Source organism: Clavibacter sp. MX14-G9D (assembly GCF_032917815.1).
Lineage (GTDB): Bacteria > Actinomycetota > Actinomycetes > Actinomycetales > Microbacteriaceae > Clavibacter > Clavibacter michiganensis_K.
In genome coordinates, this window is record NZ_JAVCVL010000006.1 from 13,761 (window position 1) to 35,584 (window position 21,824).

General features: G+C 63.3%; 12 protein-coding genes and 1 tRNA gene. 8 read left to right on the plus strand and 5 right to left on the minus strand.

What is annotated here, in order from left to right; genetic code table 11:
* Positions 1–256 precede the first annotated feature (256 nt).
* The 5 genes from Q6969_RS01500 (at position 257) to Q6969_RS01520 (ending at position 13,687) form a co-directional block, all read left to right on the plus strand.
* A complete protein-coding gene (locus tag Q6969_RS01500; protein WP_317228868.1) occupies positions 257–4,984 on the plus strand; it encodes a sacsin N-terminal ATP-binding-like domain-containing protein in 4,728 nt (1,575 codons plus the stop codon).
* On the plus strand, positions 4,981–6,498 hold the full coding sequence (locus Q6969_RS01505) for an NERD domain-containing protein (RefSeq protein WP_317228869.1): 1,518 nt from the start codon (positions 4,981–4,983) through the stop codon (positions 6,496–6,498). Before Q6969_RS01500 ends, Q6969_RS01505 begins: the two co-directional genes overlap by 4 nt.
* A complete protein-coding gene (locus Q6969_RS01510) occupies positions 6,495–9,689 on the plus strand; it encodes a helicase-related protein (RefSeq protein ID WP_317228870.1) in 3,195 nt (1,064 codons plus the stop codon). Before Q6969_RS01505 ends, Q6969_RS01510 begins: the two co-directional genes overlap by 4 nt.
* On the plus strand, positions 9,655–11,481 hold the full coding sequence (locus Q6969_RS01515) for a DUF1998 domain-containing protein (RefSeq protein ID WP_317228871.1): 1,827 nt from the start codon (positions 9,655–9,657) through the stop codon (positions 11,479–11,481). Before Q6969_RS01510 ends, Q6969_RS01515 begins: the two co-directional genes overlap by 35 nt.
* A gap of 673 nt (positions 11,482–12,154) precedes the next feature.
* Positions 12,155–13,687, plus strand: coding sequence for a DNA cytosine methyltransferase (locus Q6969_RS01520; protein WP_317228872.1), 1,533 nt, complete (start codon positions 12,155–12,157; stop codon positions 13,685–13,687).
* Positions 13,688–14,087: 400 nt separating this feature from the next.
* On the opposite strand, the gene Q6969_RS01525 is transcribed toward Q6969_RS01520, so the two are convergent.
* From Q6969_RS01525 to Q6969_RS01540, 4 genes are all read right to left on the minus strand, one after another.
* The gene (locus Q6969_RS01525; RefSeq protein ID WP_317228873.1) at positions 14,088–14,642 is read right to left on the minus strand and encodes a hypothetical protein; all 555 of its coding nucleotides are present in this window, start codon (positions 14,640–14,642) and stop codon (positions 14,088–14,090) included.
* A 642-nt stretch (positions 14,643–15,284) separates the two neighbouring features.
* Positions 15,285–15,358: transfer RNA gene (locus tag Q6969_RS01530), tRNA-Pro, on the minus strand.
* Between the two features lie 71 nt (positions 15,359–15,429).
* Entirely contained in the window at positions 15,430–15,969 is a 540-nt protein-coding gene (locus Q6969_RS01535) for a hypothetical protein (RefSeq protein WP_317228874.1), read from the minus strand.
* A gap of 518 nt (positions 15,970–16,487) precedes the next feature.
* Entirely contained in the window at positions 16,488–17,639 is a 1,152-nt protein-coding gene (locus Q6969_RS01540; protein ID WP_317228875.1) for a TRAFAC clade GTPase domain-containing protein, read from the minus strand.
* A 229-nt stretch (positions 17,640–17,868) separates the two neighbouring features.
* Between Q6969_RS01540 and Q6969_RS01545 the strand changes: the two genes are divergently transcribed.
* On the plus strand, positions 17,869–18,390 hold the full coding sequence (locus Q6969_RS01545) for a hypothetical protein (RefSeq protein ID WP_317228876.1): 522 nt from the start codon (positions 17,869–17,871) through the stop codon (positions 18,388–18,390).
* Between the two features lie 160 nt (positions 18,391–18,550).
* On the opposite strand, the gene Q6969_RS01550 is transcribed toward Q6969_RS01545, so the two are convergent.
* Positions 18,551–19,291 (minus strand): LamG-like jellyroll fold domain-containing protein, encoded by a 741-nt coding sequence (locus Q6969_RS01550; RefSeq protein ID WP_317228877.1) that lies wholly within the window; start codon positions 19,289–19,291, stop codon positions 18,551–18,553.
* Positions 19,292–19,629: 338 nt separating this feature from the next.
* On the opposite strand from Q6969_RS01550, the gene Q6969_RS01555 reads away from it, so the two are divergent.
* Both Q6969_RS01555 and Q6969_RS01560 read left to right on the plus strand, forming a co-directional pair.
* Entirely contained in the window at positions 19,630–20,955 is a 1,326-nt protein-coding gene (locus tag Q6969_RS01555; RefSeq protein ID WP_317228878.1) for an acyl-CoA dehydrogenase family protein, read from the plus strand.
* A 144-nt stretch (positions 20,956–21,099) separates the two neighbouring features.
* The gene (locus Q6969_RS01560) at positions 21,100–21,810 is read left to right on the plus strand and encodes a hypothetical protein (RefSeq protein WP_317228879.1); all 711 of its coding nucleotides are present in this window, start codon (positions 21,100–21,102) and stop codon (positions 21,808–21,810) included.
* Positions 21,811–21,824: the final 14 nt, after the last annotated feature.

Genomic DNA, 21,824 nt, shown 5'->3' on the forward strand with positions numbered 1-21,824 from the left:
GTGGCCTCCACCCAATGCGGCGTCCCAGCCGAAGAGCGCCTACCCGTCGCATGCCGATCACGATCATCACAACGGCGAACCCGCACCGCGTTCGCGCATACGGCGCCGATACTTTGTAAGCTGATCACTACCCGAGTCCTGTCATCACTGCAGTGGGCTTACGTGAAAACAAGCAAGGTTCCGACCCAATTGTTGACGTCCGTGTAGCTGTGGCTCCGTTTCTCGGTGGAAGAGTTGAAGGGGTACGGTCTTAAACATGCAGTCAAAGGTGACGATGGAACGTGGGTCATGGGAGCCGGACGCCTCACTCGTGCGGGAAGTTGAGGATCAGTTCAGTCGGACTATCGAGTCCTACCGGATCCATCCGAACCTGATCTCCGAGCACGCCAATCACGAAGAGTCGATCCGTACCGGGGGGTACGCGAACCGGACCTTGCTCGAATTGATTCAGAACGCCGCCGACGCCCTGGCGGGTGCCGACGATACCGGGGCGGAAAACACAGGACGCGTTGAAATCATCCTGGACACGGCCAACAGCGTGCTCTACTGTGCGAACGCAGGACGCCCATTCTCTATGAGCGGCCTGACAGCTGTCACCATGGCCTACCTGAGCGAGAAGCGCGGCGACGAGATCGGGCGTTTCGGCCTCGGATTCAAGTCGGTGCTTGCGGTGTCGCAGGCACCTCAGGTATTAAGCCGCTCTATCTCGTTCGAGTTCAACTCGACGAAAGCTCGAACCGAGATGGCAAAGATAACGACCGCTAAGCGGTATCCCGTGCTCCGAACCGCCACAGTTCTCGATGCCGAGACCGAGCTGCAGCGAGATCCCGTACTCGCGGAACTAGCGACGTGGGCTACGACAATTGTCAAGCTCCCCGCGGCGACAAATCTCAAGCGCTTGCGCGAAGAAATCCAGGGGTTCACGTCCGAGTTCCTGCTGTTCGTCGATGCCGTCCGGAAAGTTCGGCTGCGTGTGATCGGAGACGACCCGTTCGAGACAAGTCACGTTTCCCGAGATCTGGGAAACAATAGGTTTAGGATCGATCGCCCCGACGGCACTGGTGACGAGTGGCTCGTCCAAAGCAAAATGCACGAGCCATCGCCAGAAGCACGACGCGAAGTTGGCGAGGCGGTTTCACGCAAGGAGGTCAAGGTCACGGTCGCCGTGCCGGCCCAACGCAGCAGACTTAGCTCCGGGCAGTTCTGGTCGTATTTTCCACTCCAGGACAAGACTTCAGTAGGAGCACTTCTCAATGCGCCGTGGAGCGTCAACGATGACCGCACGAATTTGCTCGAGAACCGATATAACCTAGGGATAATCAAGACCCTCGCGGGGCTCTTCGTACCGCTGCTCACGAGGTTGCGCTCGACCGATGATCCCGCAGGACATTTGGACTATCTGCCAGCGCGCGAACGCGACCAGGAGAGTCGTGGATTCGCCGGTGACGCCTTGCGGACACAAATTCTCAGTTTGGCTGGCGCGGGCCAATATATTCCCGATAAGGCTGGAGACCTTCGAAACGGGACGGAGCTTCGTCCGCTGGACCCAGCCGTCCGACTCGACCCCAGTGTTCACCAAGTATGGATGGACTCGCCGAATACCGGTGGCGATGTGCCCCATTGGCTTTGCTATAGGACTCCGCAGAGGGCGACACGCCTCAGAGATCTCCTCTTGGGTGCCCAGGAGCCTGACCCCGATCCCAGCCTTTCCGACATCCGTGCGGCGATGGAACGCATGCCCAAGCGTGGTCTTCTGACTTGGCTTCGCGAGTGGGCCGAAGGGGATGACCCTGTATCGTCGGCAAATGCTCTCAAGATGGTCTTCGGGCACCTTGCACTTGAAGGTATTGTTTCTGCCAAAGTCATTCCCACGACCGACGGCATGAAGGCACTCGAGGACCAAAGCGTCGTTTTTCTCCATCAGGAGGAAGAGCTGATCGTTGAAGGCGCGGTCTTCGTTAACTCCGCGTTCCTGACGGAGAGCGGGGTCGAATCGTTGCTCCGCAGGCGTGGTTTCCGCGACTTAAACCCAGGGGCGATCCTCAACGCGCGCTTAGCAATGTTGCCCACATCTCCCTCCAGCGAGGACCTCGACAAGCTTTGGGACGCCGTCGTCTCCGTCAGTCAAGCAGATGCCATCAAGATGATGACAGCCTCGAATGCGTCTATTAAGGTCCCCACGCGGGATGGCGCATGGGCATGGCCACGGCAAGTGATTGATGTGGATGCAACATTCCCGGAGAGTTTCGGGGCGCAAATTTTGGATCGAAGTCGGGCAACTGCCGAGGTCGCGCACATGCTAGGTGTCGCTCGGCGGCCCGTAAAAGACTTCTTTCTTGAGGACGAGGCGGAATACGAGGCTTACATCGCCGCCACCGTGGACGCGCTCAACGCCCAGCGGGGGCCGGGTGAGCGACTCATCGAACGAGTGGAGATCAGTCCCGCGGCAGGGCCTGGGCCGTTCTCTGTGTTATTTATGTTGCGGGATGCCGAGGCGCCGGAACAGCTGCGAGCCTCATGGACAACCTCGCTACTGGAACTTCCGGACCAGAACTGGGTCGCGGAGGACATCGATACCGGGCGCACATACGTAGCACTAGCGCCGTCTCGATGGGCGGTCAAGCAGGCGGGTCTTCTCCCGACCTCCCGTGGGTTCAGGGCGCCAAGCGACGCAGTCGCACCTTCGCTTGTCCGGTTCGGTGCGCTCCTTCCGCTGTTCAAGGGCTCACATCAGGTTCAGGCTGCCCTCGACCTGCCGGACCAGCTCGAAGCAGTGCCAGCGCACGTGCTCCGAGAGATGCTCGAGGCAGATTTCTTCCCGTCCGTCGACGATGCAGTCCTGACCGAGTTTGTTCTCGAGGCCACGAAGGCCGGCTACGCTGGCGCGAAGCCAACGACGATCCCAGCCAGGGTCAAGCGAGTCGTGGAACCCCATGCGCCTTCGACGGTGTTCCTCGCATCGTCGGACGAAGAAGAGGAATTTCTTCACAGTCGGCAGCGACCGTTCCTCAGGATTCATCCCGACGCCGTCGACGAATTCGTCGAGACGATTGGATGCCGTCGGTTCGCCGACAGCTACTCGTTCGCGATGGTCGTCGAAGGCCAGCAGGACTCGCAGCGGGTTCTTGACGTATACACCGGTCTCCGCTCGGCATACGGTACGACACTCGCGTCAGCGAAAGTCGCCCGGGCACTTTTCATCGCAAAACGAGTTGTCACGGAGGACGGCACCGAGGATCAACCCCGAGATTGGCACCTTGACGGCCAAGACCTTATTGTCAAAAGCGATGCGGACGACCGGCGCATCCTCGAGTTCATAAATGACGCCTTCGCTCTTCGCCTCGACAACCTGCGACTTGCTGCCGTGCTCAAGGCGGGGCTGGACAACAAGCTCCAGCTCCTTCGTCATGAAGCCCAGGCCATCGAGAACGACGCCGATCGTCTGGACCACTACATCGGTCCCGACGACCTCAAAGAAGCACTTCCGACTGGGCTTTGGAGCGCACTTGAGGCGCAGGGCCTCGTCGGCAACAAGACGCCCGTCGCAAGTCTGTTCTTAACGGTCTACGGCTCTGACACGCTCCGCATCCTTGCGGACAGGTTCCGAGACCTCGGATTTGCGGACGTTCCGGAGGCCTGGGGCGGTACAGGACCCGCTGTGTCCTGGGTCCGAAAGATGGGGTTCAGTGCTGAGTTCGCTGGCCAGCGCAACCAGAAACAGCCTCCGGAGTTCATCGTCCCTGGCGCGGTGGTGCTGAATCGTCTGCACACGTACCAGAAAAGAATCAGCGAGGATCTGCGTACGGTCCTGACGCAACCGTCGGCAGAGGGTCCGGCGCAGAAGGCGATGGTCGAGCTCCCGACAGGATCGGGCAAAACCCGAGTCGCCACCGAGACCGTACTCAAGCTGTTCGTCGACGAGGTTCTCACGGGGACGATCCTCTGGATTGCACAGTCGGAGGAGCTCTGCGAGCAAGCCGTCCAGACCTTCCAGACCGTCTGGCGGTACCTGGGCGACGAACGATCGCTTTCGATCGGCCGCCTGTGGGGCTCGAATACAGTTCAAGAGCCAGACACCGAGCTGTCTGTGGTGGTAGCAACTGACGCGCAACTCGCCCATCTCATTGGACGAGACGACTACGCCTGGCTCAGTACGCCAGTGGCAGTTTTCATCGACGAGGCTCATCGAGCGAGTTCATCTCAGTACACCAAAATTCTTCGGTGGCTCGGTGTCGATGGACGTAGCTGGGAGAGGCCACTTGTCGGACTGTCGGCGACCCCGTTTAAAGGGCGAGCTGGTGATGATAGCGGGATCAAGGAGTTGAAAGCCAGGTTCGGCAACAGGCTGGCACTTCCCTATGAGGAGCCGTACAAGGAGCTAGTAAGGCTTGGTGTGCTCGCAAACGTCAAGCACGAGGTCTTGCCGTCCGGCGTCGACATTGAGCTCAGTAGTGCCGAGGTGAACGATATTAGATCCAACAACCTCATCGACCGGAACGTCTACGAACGCATCGGGCGCAACGAACAGCGCATGCGGGTTCTAGTCGACCACATCCTCCACACCCTAAATGAGCACCCCGAATGGCCCGTCTTGGTCTTCACTCCGAGTGTGCTCTCAGCACAGGTCCTCTCGGCCTCGCTGCGCTACCAAGGAATCGCTGCAGAGTCGGTCAGCGGACAGACCGGCAAGCAACAGCGGCGCAAAGTGATCAAGCAATTTCAGGACAATGAGATCCAGGTCCTCGCCAACTGCGACCTCCTCGTCCAAGGCTTCGACGCCCCCGGTGTAAGGGCGCTTTACATCGCGCGCCCCACCTTCAGCCCGGGCGCGTACATCCAGATGGCGGGCCGCGGCCTGCGCGGCACCCAGAACGGCGGCAAGGACGAGTGCCTCGTCGTGGATGTAGCTGACAACTGGGGCGCGATGAACGACTTTCTCGGCTATCACGACTACGAGGACCTCTGGGCGGAGCAGCGCGAATGATACTTATTCCTTCACTGGCCGACATCGAAACAGCGTCACGAAGCGAGGCAGAGCGGCGAGTCGCCCGTCTCCTTCACGACGTCGACTTGGATGGCGACGCAGTGGCCTTTTACTCGGTCGGGCTACGTTCGCACAAATACAAGCAGCAGGCCGAGGCCGACTTCGTAATCCTCTGGAGGGGGATCGTTGTTGTCGTCGAGGTCAAGGGCGGTGGTGTGCGAAAGCACGAGGGCATCTGGTACAGCATTGACCGCCGTGGAGACTGGCACAAGCTCGGCACGTCCCCGATGGAGCAAGCACGATCGGCGGGGTACGCGCTACGTGACATCCTCAAGGAGCAGGGTGTTGGATGGTATGGCCACGAGGCCCTTGTTGTCACGCCGGACATTGACGCGCCACCGAGCTCCGTCGACTGGAAGCCCACACACTGGCTTGCCCGCGAGTCGATGACAGCAGCAGAGCTGACCCTGGCGCTAGATGCCGTGATCGCGGAGACTCGATGCGCGCCTCGGGGAGAAAAAGTCGCGCGGCGGAGCGACCTGCGGGAGCGTCTGTTCGGCGAGTTCACCCGAATGCCGGTTGTCGACGCTCAACGCGGAGCGGTGATTGAGGAGCAGAACCGCGCCACGGCCGGCCAGGCCCGCGTCCTCGCAGCGTTGGCGCGGAACCAGCGCGTGCTCGTTTGCGGAGGGGCAGGTACGGGGAAGTCACTAGTGCTCGTCGAGGCTGCGAAACAGGAGAAAGAGCAGGGGAGGTCGGTACTGGTCACATTCCACTCACCTTCGCTCTCGGGATACTTCGCACCACATCTCGGTGACCGTGACATCGATGTGATTCCTTTCGCGGACCTCGAGGGTTTGGGTCCCTACGATGTGGTGCTCGTCGATGAGGCACAGGACATGATGTCCGCCGAGGCGATGGACCGGCTCAGTGCTGTTCTTGTGGGCGGCAGAGCGGCGGGCCGATGGCGGATGTTCCTCGATCCGAACAATCAAGCGCACGTCGATGGCCACTACGACCCCGACGTCGCGCAACTGATCACCGGCGAGGCAATTACCGTGGACTTGTCGTTGAACGTGCGCAATACCCGCGCGATCGTGCACGTCGTTCAGGAGTATTTGGGTGCCGACGTCGGCGATCCTGGGATCGTTCATGGCGAACGCGTGGAGTGGATCACTACAGCGCAAGAGGTCAACATCAACGAAGGTGTGAGGATCGCCGCCGAGCTCGCGGCGGAGGGGGTTCCGAGGTCCGATATCTGGGTGATTGATCCAAAGTCCGTCACGGCGCCGACGATGGTGAGCGGCATTCTGAAAACAAGCCCTCGTTTCGCAAAGGGATTGGAAGCCGAGCATGTGGTTGTGTGTGGACTGCCCGAGACTCTCGATGCCTCCGGGATGGCTGCCTTCTACGTCGCCGTGACCCGCGCCCGAGTCTCCCTGCACGTCGTGCTCTCCAAGGATGACAGGCGTCGACTTCAGCAACTGGTGAGGGAAGGGATGGCGACTCGATGACACTTACTCGTGCACAGAAAATCGTACTTTCGCATCTGAGGTCGGCCTATATCGGTCCGGACAGCGGCGAAAGTGAGGTGATCTACAACCCGCCGAACAGGCAGTATTCCGTTGGAATGTTGTATCCGCGCGATGCTGAGCCCGAGGCCGACGATGGTGTTGCTACGCACGAGCCCGACGACGTAGACATCGACCTGATGACAGCTTCCGACGGCGAGATGGAAGAGAGCGGAGCCGCGGTCCCGATCGCTGAGGACTGGAGGCCGTCATCGGCGGCGATCTCGTTCATCACTGACAGCGACACAGTTGTATGCAGTGTCGCTGGCGCAACGTACGCCGCAATAGAAGGTGACGGTCCACCGAGCTGGCGTCGAACGCCCTTCACGATCTCTGATCTGACCCTTTCGCCCGATCGTCGAGTACATGAACAGACTGTCGGAGGCGTGCCCGTCGAGATCGGCAGTCGCTGGCGGGATTTCCGAGGAGCCCGTCTTGTAACCGTCCACCTACGCGTCCTGGCCACATCGACCGGTGATGACCGCCTCGACGCCATCAGTATGTTGTATCAAGTTGCGCTCGCCGTCTCCCCGATCGGTGGTGGAACGATTCGTGAGTACGACACCAGGCGCGCTTTCGACATCGACGACGAGTCCGCGGAACTGCGTCTGAGGTACAGGAACCGCAAGGTATTCGCGGTCGGACATGGCATGGCTGCCGACTGGACCGTCTCGGACGGCCTCTGCAGCGAGGTGCGTTTGGATCCGGTTCCACATTTTGTTGTCCCTGACGTCGAGACAACTGGGTTCAAGGACGGAACCCTGGAAGCGAATGCCCTACGCCTTGAGCATCTAGCCACCCTAGACAAGAACGCCGATCAAGTTCTTGAGTCGCTGCGGGCCTTCGTTCACCAGTTCGGTGTGTGGATCTTGGCGCAGGAGGAACTGGTCGATTCGTTCGGCCGAGAGCGCGAGATCGCAGGTCGAATCGTGGGCCGGTCTAAAGAAGCGCTCTCGCGAATGAACGGTTCTCTCGACCGGCTCGGAAGGGAAGGAAACGGCACGCTTCGAACAGCCTTCTCGCTCGCTATGGCCGCGATGCGCCTTCAGATGCAGCAGGCAGTCTTTAATCGTGACGGTAGCCGGTCGGAGCCCCAGTGGCGCCCCTTCCAGTTAGGTTTTCTCCTCGTCGCTCTCGACTCGACGGCTGACGACACACATGAAGAGCGAGGGCTCGTCGACCTAATCTGGTTCCCGACGGGCGGCGGAAAAACTGAGGCGTACCTCGGGCTTGCAGCCATAGAAATCTTCCGTAGACGCCTTTCAGACGGCTCGGCCGGTGGTGGCACTGCGGTTTTGACTCGTTACACGCTGCGACTGCTCACCTCTCAGCAGTTTCAGCGTGCTGCCTCGCTCGTGTGTGCGATGGAGCTGCTCCGGCGGTCCGACAAGCTTGGCGACCCGCGAGCGATTCGCATGACGCCGTTTTCGATCGGCCTGTGGGTAGGCAACGAAGTGACGCCCGGGACACGCAAGGATGCAAAGTCGGCTCTCGAGCGCCTTCACAAGGCCGCCCGGCCTGAGGAGGCGAATCAGTTCCAGGTGGAAAGTTGCCCCTGGTGCGCCACACCCCTACTTCCCCGCACCAGGTCTCCGCGCCAGAGCGAATATGGAGTTCGGATGATGGGTCGCGATATCGTCATCTACTGCGTCAACTCGTCATGTGAGTTCGCCGATGAGATCCCCGTGCGCGTCGTCGACGAGATGCTCTATGAAGAGCCACCCACTATCTTGCTTGCAACGGTCGACAAATTCGCGCGCCTGCAGTTCCTCCCTCAAGCTGGCCGTTTGCTCGGTTTGAATACCGCGTTCCATCAGCCTTCGTTGATCGTCCAAGACGAGCTCCATCTGCTCTCGGGCCCTCTCGGCACGACGGTTGCAGTGTTCGACGCTGTGGTCCAAATGCTACTCGCTGCGAACGGCTCAACACCCAAGATCGTTGCGTCAACCGCGACGATCCGAGCTTCGGACGACCAAGTTCAGGGGCTGTACGGTAGGAAAGTCGCTCTGTACCCGCCTTCTGGCCTTGACGACGACACGACGTTCTTTTCCCGACCGGTCACGAGCGGTGAGGGTCGCCTTTACCTGGGGCTCATGCCCCAAGCCCTTTCTCAAATGTCGGCGACGGTTTCGGCGTCAGCGCCTTTGATTGAGATTCCGGAAATTCTCCGGAAGCACCCAGATGCGGAGACGAGCCTTGACGCCTACTGGACCGCGGTGATGTACCACAACAGCCTTCGGGAGCTAGGGCGCACCGGAACGCTGGTTGTCGATGACGTCAACGCCCGCCTCGAGCCTCGAGCCGATCGCTTAGAGCACGAACTGCGCACGGTTCGCGCCGGACGTGTACTGGAGCTGACAAGCCGGCGCGGGCCAGAAGAGCTGCCCAACGACCTCCGCGAACTGCGCCAGAGCGCCGACGAGTCCGACCAGGCCGTAGATGTCGTCCTTTCTTCAAACATGCTCTCCGTCGGCATCGACATCCCACGACTTGCGCTGATGTTGATGGTCGGCCAGCCTAAGACAACGTCCGAGTACATCCAGGCGACCAGCCGCGTCGGACGAGGCAAGGTCCGCGGCATCGTAGCGACGTTATTCCGCTCTAATCGAGCCAGGGACCGTTCTCACTTCGAGACGTTTCGCGGCTACCACGACGCTCTCTATCGAAGCGTCGAGCCAACGAGCGTCACTCCGTGGTCGCTGGCGTCGCGCGAACGCTCGCTGGCCGGTGCATTAGTAGTTTTGATTCGCCACCTCGGACCGGGGCTGTCCTCCAACGACGCGGCGAAGGACCTCGACCTCGACAATGCCGCTCAGCGCGCGCTCGTAGATATGCTGGTTGATGGGCTCATCGAGCGGGTGGCGAATGCGGACTCAGTCGAGGTTTCGGAGACGCGCGGGCGAGTCAATACACTCCTGAGTCAATGGGACCGCCGCGCACGCGCCGCTCGCGAGGCTAGCGCGAGCCTGCTGTATGACCGGGCCAAGGCGGACGATTCCGCCCTGTTCAAGCGGTTCGGGCAATCCGGTGAAGGCTGGCTGGTTGCCGATTCGATGCGCTCGGTTGAACCGAACGTTGCTGTCGAGGTGCGCGAGCCATATGAGGAGGGGTCCAGTGCAAAGGATCAAGCATGACCTGCGGCTGTCGGAGACAGTCTCACCATTCGGCGTCGGCGCAATCGTCGACATTCGAGGGGAGTCGCTGATCGCACCAGACACTTCATGGTGGGACGAGCGGTTCGCGCCCGAGATCCACTGCGAGCGACTCGTCGAACGGCTGGGTCCTAGCGTGCTTCGGGAGGCTCCCACTCACTCGGGTCGCACGGGGAAGGACACTGCCAGCTTGCTGTACTGGCGATTCCCGACTTGGCGATTCTGCGAGCGGTGCTCCAAGCTCTCGCAGCAGACTGGCAAGGACCGGGGCAGGTGGACCAACAAGTGCGATTGCGGCGGCATGCTCGTCCCAATGCGATATGTCGCAGTTTGCGAGAAGGGTAGCCACCTCCAGGACATCCCATGGTTCATGTGGGCCCATCGAGGACGCGACGCAGGCGTGTCGGACGTCGTCCGCCACTGTCGTGCCTACAAGGAACTACGGTTCGTTCGCTCGGCCAAGCACGGGGAGGGTCTAAAATCCATTCGGGTGGAATGCGGCGGCTGCCGGCGCTCACGCCCGATGTCGGATCTGGTCACCAAGGAAGCACTTGCCCACGACGGCATCCGATGCAAGGGCGCCCAACCTTGGCAAGACGCCCAGCAGAATGATGCGTGCGAGCACGCACTTTTCGCCGTGCAGCGAGGTGCGACAGGCAATTACATTGCAGAGCACATTTCCGCACTCGATATTCCCGAAGAGAAGCCGCAGGCGACCGCGCTCGCTGACGCGATACGCGCGCATGCTGACTTCGGTCGACTCGTCGATGACAACGGTGGTCCCAAGGCCGAGATGATCGCGGGCTGGATCGCTGACGATGTCGGTGCCGCGGCCGAGGACGTCCTCAACCTAGCGGCCGTGGGCGGCATCCCACATGACGACGTCCTCGCAGATCTCAAAGATGGCGAGTGGGCGGCTTTCCTCAAGAAGCTGCGAATGCCCGGACGCGACCTTAGCGAGGGCGAATTCGTTGTCGATTCGTGGTCGACCTCCGGTCGTCCTGGCGTCCCCGTGGCGCTGGCCGAAACCTTGACGGCGGTCGGTCAGGTTCGACGAGTGCGGGAAGTCAGAGTCCTCAAGGGCTTCCGCCGGCACTCCGCTGAGGCCGAGCTAATTGCGGCAGATCTGTCACTAAAAGGCCAGCGCAAGCCAACACTGCCTGCCATCGAGACGTACGGAGATGGCATTTTCCTCGAGTTCAGCGAGAAATTCCTCGCGGACTGGGAGCAGGGCGCCGCGGTCCGTGCGCGGGCCGACATTCTGCTAGAGCGGCGCTCGAAGACGCAGTGGGCAAGTCGATTAGACGTCCCAGAGGCGCGTTTCATCGCCCTCCACACGATTGCTCATTTACTAATCCGACGACTCGCATACGCGTCAGGGTACTCGTCGGCCTCGCTTCGGGAACGGATCTACGCGAGCTCCGCCCGTCCCGACCGTACGGCCGGAGTTCTGATTTACACGGCCGCCGGTGACGCGCAGGGCACGCTTGGCGGTCTCGTTCGGCTGGGTGACCCCGACCAGCTCGTTCCGTTACTTCTCGCAGCTCTCGATGACGCCGATGTCTGCTCAAACGATCCGGTCTGCATCGAGAGCGACAGGCAGGGCGCCTCGAGTCTTAATTTGTCGGCATGCCACGGTTGCTCGCTTGTGAGTGAGACGTCATGCGAAACCGCGAACAGGCTGCTCGACCGTCAGTTGGTACTCGGCGGGAGTGACTTACCAGGCCTGTTGGAGGGCGTACTCCACGAGATTCGTAGGCTCAGCGTGCCCTAGCCTTTCAATGTCAGGTTCTGAGCGGAGTGCCCGGACGAGTGAGCAGCTACAGTCGTCCACCCGCTGGAGGTCTTTTTTCTCTCAGAACAGCAGTACGAGTCAGCCTGCGGCTCTTGTTACGTCGTTATGTGCAGAATCCGGCGCCCTGTTTGAACGGATTACGACAGCCGGGTCGGCGTTCGAATTGCTCTACACCGTGCTCCGAGAATGCAGACCCCGAGCAATAAGCAGTTGCAGAGAAACACCGATATCTTCGCCATCGCGCAGGCGATGTCGACGCCTCGCCTCGATATACTCGGGCACGTTCATGCGACTCGTTAACGAAGTCGACGATCCGCAGGACCCGACGGTGGCTGCAAGGGCATGTCGACGACTTGTGCGGGCTCACTGCCAGACATGACAGGAACAATGGGGACCGACGATGAGCATCAAACCGGAATTCCCCATAGGCATAGAACCTTTACGATACGCCGTGACTAATCATGCGAAAATGTCGATCTTGGGGAATCAGCAACTAGAACCGCCCAATTGATCTGCTGGTCAGTAGCGATGCCTGTCGCTCATATTGTGTCTTTTGCCACCGCGTGCGGCGTGGGCGCCGTGGCATGACTAGGGCATCGCGAGGCGACTATCGTACGCGTCAGCCGCAGGCCGCACCAGCTAACATTGCTAGGTGACATCCGAGGCAGACCGCCGTACCCGCGTAACCGTCCTGGACCTTTTCGCTGGCTGCGGGGGTCTGACAGAGGGCTTCCACCAGTACCGTCCCGAAGGCGTTGCAGACCCGGTGTTCCGAAGCGTCGGCGCGGTCGAGTGGGAGCCAGCGGCCGCCGCGTCTTACGCCGCAAACTTCGGTGCCGGATCGGCCCGACTTGGTGACCAGCTACCGCCGGAGATCGTTTGTCGCACCATCGTCGGCTGGGAGCCACGATGGAAGCCGGGCGAGATTGATGTTGTGGTTGGAGGCCCGCCGTGCCAGGGGTTCTCCGGCCTGAACCGCGCGAGGGTCGGCTCGGAGCGGAACCTGCTCTGGGAGGAATTCATCCGTGTTGTAGTGACGCTTCAACCCAAGGTTTTCGTAATCGAGAATGTCGACAGATTCCTTCGGTCCCCGGAGTTCATGGACCTAAAGAATAGGATTGGCGGCGCGGACCTCACAAACTATCAGCTTGTCGACCCTGGTTCGAAGGCCGGGGAGACCGAGATAGACCGTGACAAGCGCTACTTGCTCAACGCAGCAAACTACGGTGCTGCGCAAGCCCGCCGTAGAGCGATTGTAATCGGTGTTCGCACTGACGCTGGGTTGCCTTCTAACTCGCTAACCTACCCCAAGCCGACGCACTTCCCGCGCCTGCCCATAAGTAAACTGCCGCCCAAGGGGCTATACCCCTTGAACGAGCTGCTGGCTGAGTCGACTCCGTGGGTCACAGTGGACGAGCTATTCCGAGAGAGTGCACGCAAGGAACTTGCCCTTGATCTTCCGGCCGCCTCCCCGCGACTTGTATCTGGAGTCGAATGCAGCGTCGTCGGTCCATTTTTGACTACCGATCTCCACATCGGGCGTAAACCAGAACCGATCTCACGGTGGCGCTATCGCGCGATCCCGAAGGGTGGCAATCGTAAGGACCTGCGAGGAAGGTATGCATGCCGTTTTGAGGACGGCAGTGAAATAATCCTTGAAAGAGAAGGAGACCACAGGTACCCCGATGGGACGCTAAACGTTCTTGGCACTCACGCCGTTGTTATCGATGGTGCCGTTACAGCGCGCCGAGTCAAAGTACGCACCGTCGATCGTGTCTCAGCTTTCGCTGGCTCGGGGAACCGTCGTAGCAAATCGGAAGCCTTTCAGGTGATCCTTAGCGCAAACGGCTTACACCGGACGGCTGTCCTCGAGTACCTTTCTACCGCGGCATGGGACATGCATGACGCAGGCTCCGGGGACGTCATGGGCCGGCTGCGGAACGGCAGACCTTCTGTGACCATCCGAACCGAGTTTTTCAAGCCAGAGAAAGGTCGATACCTCCACCCGGCCGAGGACCGGCCTATAACTCATTTTGAAGCGGCCAAGCTTCAGGGCTTCCCAGATGACTTCCAATGGTACGGGTCCAAGCTTCAGATCGCGAAGCAGATCGGCAACGCTGTACCCATTCCCTTAGGACAAAAAATTGCCGAGTCAATCTACTTGTACCTGCACGGTAATGAGTAAATACCGGCTCACCTGGCCAGCGCTTCGCAACATTTACAAAGTGCGCGGCCTGTGTTCAATACGGTGCCGCTAAAGATCACGCATAGTGCTGCTGGCACATTGCCGCTTGATGTGCGGATTCCTCAAATAGTCACTTGGACGGCCAACAGCAACCATGTGGCTGCTTTTACATGTCGGCGTTTCGGTGTAGAAAATTGAAATTGCATCTTGAAATGATTATATGGGCTTGTCGGAAGAGCTCCCTTAGGATCTAGCATCTCTGGCGTCCTAGCCCTGTGAGTATCCGGTGCCGATCGTCAGGTGAGCAATGGGGAATACCGTCGACGTCAGCGGCAGCCTGCGAGAAATCAGACCCTTCCGATGGTCCGTCCTCCTATGGCGGTCGCCGGGACGTTCGGTCTCAGTATCCGATGAGTAGAACCCCCTCGAAAGGCAGCCGAAGGCGTTGCGACGCGTAAATCGCGGACAGTTGGTTAAGCGTGTTTGCATACCCGCTGATGGATTGGGCGCGTCCGGCCGATGTGAAGTGGTATGCGATCGGCATAAACAGAACGAGAAAACGAGCGTCTAGTAGCAGCGACGTACGCAATATATCTCGATAGTCTGCGTTGCTGTTGGAGCCGCGTCCGGCTTCGACCTCGACGGCGATACCCAGGTTGTCGTGGAACGCATCGATGTCATACGACACTGCGGCCTTGCCCTCCTCGCCGAAAAGCACTGGTCGTGTGATCTTCTGGGACGCTGCCTTGCCGGACTCGACCTGATAGCCGAGCGCCTCCATCGCCTCGCGTAGCTTCTCCAAGACGTAGTCACTAGTAAGGCGTACGGACTTCTCTACCGGGACGGGCTGACTGTCGATGACGGGGCGGTGAGCGGCCACGACCTCGACAAGCTCCCGTGCCCACTCTGGCGGACGAACATTTCGTGGGAAGTAGGACCAGTGTGGATAAGCCATGTAGCCAGTTTGCCGACTTGACCGCGCCAGGCCCAACTTTGGTCGTCATGGTCGCTTCAACCAACTCCCCGGTCTGCCTTGGATCGAGCATATTGAGCACCGCAGTTTTCTCTCATGCGAGGCCGTAAGAGGATGCAGCCCCAGATCCGCTCGGTGTCGGGCTGTCGCTGGGAACGCTGGCTGGCGCCTGTCACGTAGACGCGATGCTGCCGAAGGCGACAGGATACCCACCCACGCAATCGTCCGTCCTGCCGATCCCGACGACGCCAACGGTATCGCCGAGGTATACATGAGCGCATGGCGCGAGACCCACAGGCATCTTCTGTGCACCGCTTTCCTCGACGGGCTCGAATCCGCGGTGCGCGCGGATCAGTGGCATGGGCCTAACGGACACGCCCGCCGCGGCAAGCCCTCCGTGGCACTCGACGGCACCGCATCGGAGGCTTCGCGCACTTAGGAGTGGTGCGGGCGACGATCCACCACACTCGTTCAGCGATACGACAACAACGTGGTCGCCTGGGCCTCCGCCCACGGCGCGGGAGCCGCCAGGCCCTGCTAAACGCCGCCATCGGCGCAAGGTATCGTCGGAGAAAACCGACAGATGCCCCGGCCGGACCGATTGGTCCTTCCGAGGCATGTCCGTCGGGCTGACAGGATTTGAACCTGCGACCCCTTGACCCCCAGTCAAGTGCGCTACCAAGCTGCGCCACAGCCCGCTGTCCGTCACTGGGCAACTCGTAGAGCTTAGCGCATCAGCGACGGTGCTCCGCGCCGTGAGGCCGCCGGATCAGGCCGGCGCGCGACCCGAGCGGCCAGCAGCCGCGCCGGTGGGCTCCCCTGCAGCACGGGATCCCGCGGGCTTCGGGAATGCCTCCCGCATGTGGTCGCCCCGCAGGATGTCCCCCACCCCGATCAGCAGCAGCGAGAAGACTATCTGCTCCACGACCATCCAGAGCGGGTAGAGGCCGGGGATCGCGGCGACGACGAGCGTCACGATGGGGAAGATCTGGCTGAAGAGGCGCAGCCGCGAGTACGCCCACCAGTAGCCAAGCGACGCGCGCCAGGCGAAGTAGTACAGCGTTAGGGTCATCGCGAGCACTACGAAGCAGCGGAACCACACGGCCGTGGCGATCGCCACGCCCTCGTCGGCGAGCGTCAGTGCGATGACGACGGCCGTCGCGCCGATCAACGTCTCGGCGATGAGGATCCACCGGATCCGGCGGAACGCCCGAGCGGTCGCGGCGTGGTCGCGCATCTCGGTGCGGATCACGTGCCCGGCCTGACGTCCCGCCGCGATGCGGTCGAGACGGCTGAACAGCTGGTCCACCGGTGTCGTCCTCCTGGTCGCGCGATCGAGCGTCGAGTGCGCCCGGAACAGGGTACGACGGCGGGGCCCCGGATCCGCCGGGAAGGACGGCAACGCCTCGGATGATCTCCCACGCTGCCAGCCAGGCCGATCAGAGTGAGAACGGCGAGATACGCGCGCGGACGCCTCCGGAGAGGCTCAGGGCGTTGATGAAGGAGGCGTCGCCTCATCCCAGGAGTCCTGGAACGCATCCACCACCTCCGGCCAGAGCAGATCCTTCGCGGTCGCTAGATCATGCACGCGCTCTGTCAGCGGCGGTAGGAGCACGAACTCGTGGGAGATCACTCGGCCAGCGCGATCGCGGCGCTCTTCAGGATCGGGGAACCGGACTGCAATGCCTTCGCTCGCGGCACGGTAGGCGTCTGGGGCATCCTCGAGACCGGCGAAGGCAGCCTCGTACGTCTAGAACGGGTCATCCAGACCACCAGTTCGGAGGACGCGGAAGCCCCACGTCCTGCCCCTGGTCACCCAGATGAACTTCATCCGCTGCTCCGAATGCTCCGGATGAGCACCTTCTTCTTCTCCCCGCGCTCCAGGTCGAGCTGGAACTGCGTGAGGACGGCCGTCAGGAAGTCGTGCCTGGCGACTGCCCGATCGTGGAACGCCTGGAGCTGGGTGCCGGCCAGCTTGGCCAGAGCCTCACTCGCCTTCGGGAGCACCAGTGCAGCTACGACTCCGATGGGACCGGGGAACTTGACCTTGCCGTTGAACAGCAACAGGAGAGGGCCGGCGCGGTCCAGCAGCTGCTTCGCGACTCTCCCGCCGTCCTTCAGCCGCTTCGCCCACGTGAGATGACGTGCGAACGGCAACATGGCGGCGATGGGGAGAATGAGATCCAGTCCAGTCCGCTTGCTCACCTCGATCTTGCCGGGCTCGAACTTCGCCGACGACAAGAGGAGGAAGTCCTCGCCGACCGACAGAGCCTCCGGCGCTTCGACGAACGTGGAGATCTCCTTACCGAGCGCCGACATCTCCGCCGCGGCCTTCTCCGTCATCAGATCTCGGAAGCCGTCGACGTCCATGTCGGGGAGGAGGTCCGCCTTGGAAAGCGCGATCAACCAGATCCTCGGGAACTGCACGAGAGGCTTGCGGTCCGGCAGCAGCTCCTCGTGGAGTCGGACCAGGTTCGTTTTGAAGCCGGACAGCAAGGCTTTGAGGTAGCGCTCTTCCTCGCCTGCGTTATCGATCAGTCGCTGTGCGTCCACCAGAACGACAGCCACATCCGAGCCCAGCAGGGCTCGGAAGGTCGCCAGACGCCGCTGACCCTCCGTGGGGCTCTCCGGCTCGGACTCGAACCACTCCCCCGGGTAGTCGTGCCACACCAGTCGCAGATCCTCCGCCGGCTTCTTCGCCGCAGCGTCCGCACCCGGCCGGCGCTTAATGGAGAACGCGTAGGAGGTCGTCGCTCGTGTCGACAGGGGCAGGGTCGACGAGTTCTTCATCCCGAGGTAGTTCTGGTGCAGACGACGGCCGTCTGCCACATCATCGGCCACGATGTTGAAAAAGCTCGTGTCCGCGAAAGCCGGTTCGAGCGCGGATCCGTAGAACGACGACACCAGCACCGTCTTGCCGCTGCCCGACTCTCCGAATACGGCGATGTGCTGTTCACGAGCTGTCTTCTTGGGTTCCATGAGTCGAACCTACGGGAAGGTGCCGACGTCGACCCGGGGCGGCATTCCTCATGTTCCGGCGCATAGCACGTTGTGCCTACGCACGGTGGGTGCGCGAAATCATCTTCGCCCGCGGAGGCGATACATGATTTCGCGTCTCTGATCCCGCCCAGTCGGTGCCGTCTGTGATGCTTCCCCAAGGATCGCTCGAGAAGCCCACTCACCACCAGCACTACGAAAGGAGACCCGTATGCGACTTCCAGGCCCTGCCACCACCGGCGAGGCGCTCGGCGCGCTGCAGAGCGTCGCCGCAGGCACCGAGATCACCTGCATGTGGACCACGCGCGACCTCGAGGCGGTGAAGGACCGCGTGCGCGAGCGCGGCTTCGTCACGGCCGCCGACCGGATGGAGGCGCTCGCCATCCGCGACGCCAGCAACGCCGCAGGCGCCGCCTCCTACGCGACCCTCCCCACCGACGTCTTCCCATGGGCGCACGAGGAGCACGATCACGACGTGCCTGCCGCCGGCACGCGGGTCGGCATCGTCACCGAGCAGCGCGAGGGATGGATCGTGCAGCCGAGCGCCGGCGCCAGCCCGTGGATCCGGCTCAGCGCCCGCCCGACGGACCACTCCGAACGTGCGTGGCACGTCCTCCTCGACACGGGCGAGATCCGCCTCTACCTCGAGTCGGTGCTCGTGCTGCACGCAGCCGATGACGACGATGACGACACCGAGGACACGGACCCGTTCCCGGAGGACGACCTCTCCTAGCCCGTCACGTCCCCGCCACGTAGTGCGCGCGCACCTGCTCCGGCGTGAGCGCCACCGAGTACACGGAGGCGAAGCGCATGCTGCCCACGAAGTGGTACTGGCCGGTGCCGGTCCAGGTGGCGAGGTTGTCCCAGCCGAGGCGCCAGTAGCCCGAGTAGGCCTACGCCGTCCTCGACTGCGGGTTCGCCGCCACCTGCGCGCCATCGAGGTACAGCGCGGATCCCGCCGTGGGTGACATCGTCGCGACCACGTGGTGCCACGCTCCGTCCGTCACGACGCCCGGCGTCTGCAGCGTCTGCAGCGTCTGGAAGGCGTTGCTCCCGAACGTGACGAACACGAGGCGGCCGGCCGTCGTGATGTAGACGTGGCGGTCGAAGAGGAGCGACAGACCGGACGGGGAGTCGCCGAAGCCAATGACGCGGCCGCCCTTCACGGTCGTGCGGAACCAGAGCTCGAGGCTGAACGTCGTCGGGTTCGACTGCTGCAGGGGCGACGTCACGTACGACGGCGCGAGCGCGTTGTCCGCCAGCGCGTACGACCCGCCCGCGCCGCGCGGGCAGGCCTGCGGCGCTGTCGTCGTGCTCGTCATGCCGTTGCGGTAGGTGCCGGGGTACGCGCCGCTGTCCGTGTCGGGCGCCGTGGTGGATCCGCTCGGCTGGGTCAGCGACCAGGAGAACAGCGCACCCGTCCGTTCCCCCGCCTGCACCGCCGCGCAGGAGAAGAAGCTCGCCGAGGAGGCGGAGTTCGCGTCGCCCGTGACCTTGGCGACGTAGGCGCCCGTGGTCCCGGGGACGAGGAGCAGCACGCCGCACAGCGCGGCGAGGGCGATCCCCGCGGCGACGAGCGGACGGCGACGATGACGCGCCTCGGGATCGGCAGGCGGTCGTCGCGCTCTTCTCATGTCGGGGCCCCCGGCTCGCACTCAGCAGTGGATCCCGGGATCGCCCACCTGCGGGCGGCACCCCCGCGCCCGTCCGCCCAGTCTGGGTCGAGGGCGGTGCACGGGTCGTCGGGACGAGCGCGGGGATCGGGCCACGCGGTGCTGGTTTGCGCGGGCGGGCGGTCACGGGAGCGGGGCGCGACGGGCGGCGGATCCCCCACATGACACCGCGTGACGCCCCGCGTCGTCACGCGGGGACACCCGCCGTCACACCCCTCGCGACCCCGCACGGCCCGCCCCTACCGTGGCCCCACCGCGAGGCGCGGCACCGGTCGCGCCCCTTCACGAGAGGACAGGACATGACCCTGATCGACCGCGAGCCACGACCCGCATCCGGCTCCCCCACGCCCGCCCCCGGCACCGCCGACGCGCGGACGGACCGCCCCCGCCCCGCACCCCTCGGCGACGCTCCCGTCGACCGCTGGAAGGGCACCCCGCGCCCCACGACCCCCGCCGGGTGGATCGCCCGCGCCCGCGAGGTCGCCGACATCCTCGCCGTCGACCAGGTCGAGCGCGACCGCGCCGGCGCGAGCCCCCACCAGGAGGTCGCGCTCCTCAAGCACGCGGGCCTCGTCACGCTGCTCGGCCCCGCGGAGCACGGCGGCGGCGGGCAGACGTGGGACACCGCCTACCGGGTGATCCGCGCGGTCGCCCGCGGCGACGGATCCATCGGCCAGCTCCTCGGCTACCACTACCTCTGGGCGTGGGCGGCGCGGCTCGTCGCCACGGATGCGCAGATCGAGGCCGTCGAGAAGCTGGCGACCACCGGGAACCTGCTGTTCGGCGGGGCAGTGAACCCGCGCGACTCCGACCTCGTCATCCGCGAGGACGGCGACGAGCTCGTCTACTCCGGCCGGAAGTCGTTCTCCACGGGCGGCGTCGTCTCCGACCTCACCGTGCTCGAGGGCGTCATCGAGGGCACGGACACCCACGTGTTCGCGATCGTGCCGACGGACCAGCCGGGCATCGTCTTCGGACACGACTGGTACAGCCTCGGGCAGCGGCTCACGGAGTCGGGCTCGGTGGAGATCCGGGACGTGCGCGTGCCGTGGTCCGACGCCGCGGGGTTCGTCGACCGGGTGTTCCAGCCGCTCACCTACGGCACGCTCAACGTGCCCACGATCCAGCTGGTGTTCGCGAACTTCTACCAGGGGATCGCCGAGGGCGCGCTCGAGACGGCCGCCGCCTACACGCGCAGCACCACCCGCGCCTGGCCGTTCGGCGGCGACGACAAGGAGCGCGCGACCGACGAGTGGTACGTCCTCGAGGGCTACGGGCAGCTGCAGTCGAAGCTGTGGGCGTCGGAGGCGCTGCTGGATGCGGTGGGCGCCGAGATCAGCGCGGTGCTGCACGCGCCGCGGGAGACCCTCACGGAGCGCAAGCGCGGCGAGATCGCCGTGCGGATCGCCGCGGCCAAGGCGCGCATCGTCGAGGACGGGCTCGAGGTCGGCACGCGCGTCTTCGAGCTGACGGGTGCGCGCGCGTCGGCGTCGAGCGTCGGGCTCGACGTCTTCTGGCGGAACCTCCGCACCCACAGCCTCCACGACCCCATCGCCTACAAGCGGCGCGAGGTCGGCCGGCACGTGCTCCTCGGCGAGATCCCGGAGCCCACCTGGTACACGTGATCCCCGCCTGCACGACGACGGACGGCGCCGACCCCGACAAGGGATCGACGCCGTCCGTCTACGCTTCGAGGACATCAGGCTCCCCGGACAGGGAGCGCGAGCGACCCACTGCACGAGGTGGCATCGGACGAGGGACGTCGACGCATGGACGCATGGTCGCTCGTCCTCCGCCCCGGGGACGAGGTGACGGTCTCGGGCATCGTCGTCACGGACGGCAGGGATCGAGGACTGCTGCTGGGACCGCTGCACCCCGACCTCCTCCCCGGAGTCATGCTGGACCAGCCACTGGTCGTGCGGCTGGACGGCGTCACCACCGACACACCCGCGTGGCCGGACGCCGAGGCGCGGCACGCACGTCTGACGGGCGTCTGGACGGGCAGGTCGGTCGCGGTCTCCCGGGCGGTCGACGAGGGTCCCGTCGCGCCGCTGGGCACCATGGACCACGGCGATCCCCCGAGCTCCGAGATCACGACGGCCCTGCAAGCGCTCCGCGAGAGGGGCGTGATCGTGGGGGTCCATCTGAAGATCACCGCCGACAGCCGGTCCGCCACCGTCACGGCGACGGACGTGCGGCTGGCGAGGGAGACGCTGGAGCCGATCTTCGACCACCTGCTCGTGTGCCGTGCGCCGCATTCGAGCGCGGAGCTAGCGGCGGCGAGCCGGAGGATCACCGTCGCGACCCCCGAGGCGATCCTCGGCTCCGTCGGCGAGTCGACCGACCGCGACGGGGTGTGCCGGTCGACCGCATCCGTGCAGCGGGTGACGCCGGAGATGGCCGAGGCCCTCGAGGACGTCCCCGCCACGGCACTCGAGCTGACCGTGTTCCTGCAGCGGACCTCCGCGCACGGCGGCTGACGCGCGGACAACAA

Bases quoted from the DNA above. Each gene is read 5' to 3' on its own strand.
- Q6969_RS01555 (WP_317228878.1), top strand. From the start codon at position 19,630: ATGACCCTGATCGACCGCGAGCCACGACCCGCATCCGGCTCCCCCACG.
- Q6969_RS01550 (WP_317228877.1), bottom strand. From the start codon at position 19,291: ATGAGAAGAGCGCGACGACCGCCTGCCGATCCCGAGGCGCGTCATCGT.
- Q6969_RS01515 (WP_317228871.1), top strand. From the start codon at position 9,655: ATGAGGAGGGGTCCAGTGCAAAGGATCAAGCATGACCTGCGGCTGTCG.
- Q6969_RS01510 (WP_317228870.1), top strand. From the start codon at position 6,495: ATGACACTTACTCGTGCACAGAAAATCGTACTTTCGCATCTGAGGTCG.
- Q6969_RS01505 (WP_317228869.1), top strand. From the start codon at position 4,981: ATGATACTTATTCCTTCACTGGCCGACATCGAAACAGCGTCACGAAGC.
- Q6969_RS01525 (WP_317228873.1), bottom strand. From the start codon at position 14,642: ATGGCTTATCCACACTGGTCCTACTTCCCACGAAATGTTCGTCCGCCA.
- Q6969_RS01545 (WP_317228876.1), top strand. From the start codon at position 17,869: ATGCGACTTCCAGGCCCTGCCACCACCGGCGAGGCGCTCGGCGCGCTG.
- Q6969_RS01560 (WP_317228879.1), top strand. From the start codon at position 21,100: ATGGACGCATGGTCGCTCGTCCTCCGCCCCGGGGACGAGGTGACGGTC.
- Q6969_RS01500 (WP_317228868.1), top strand. From the start codon at position 257: ATGCAGTCAAAGGTGACGATGGAACGTGGGTCATGGGAGCCGGACGCC.
- Q6969_RS01540 (WP_317228875.1), bottom strand. From the start codon at position 17,639: ATGGAACCCAAGAAGACAGCTCGTGAACAGCACATCGCCGTATTCGGA.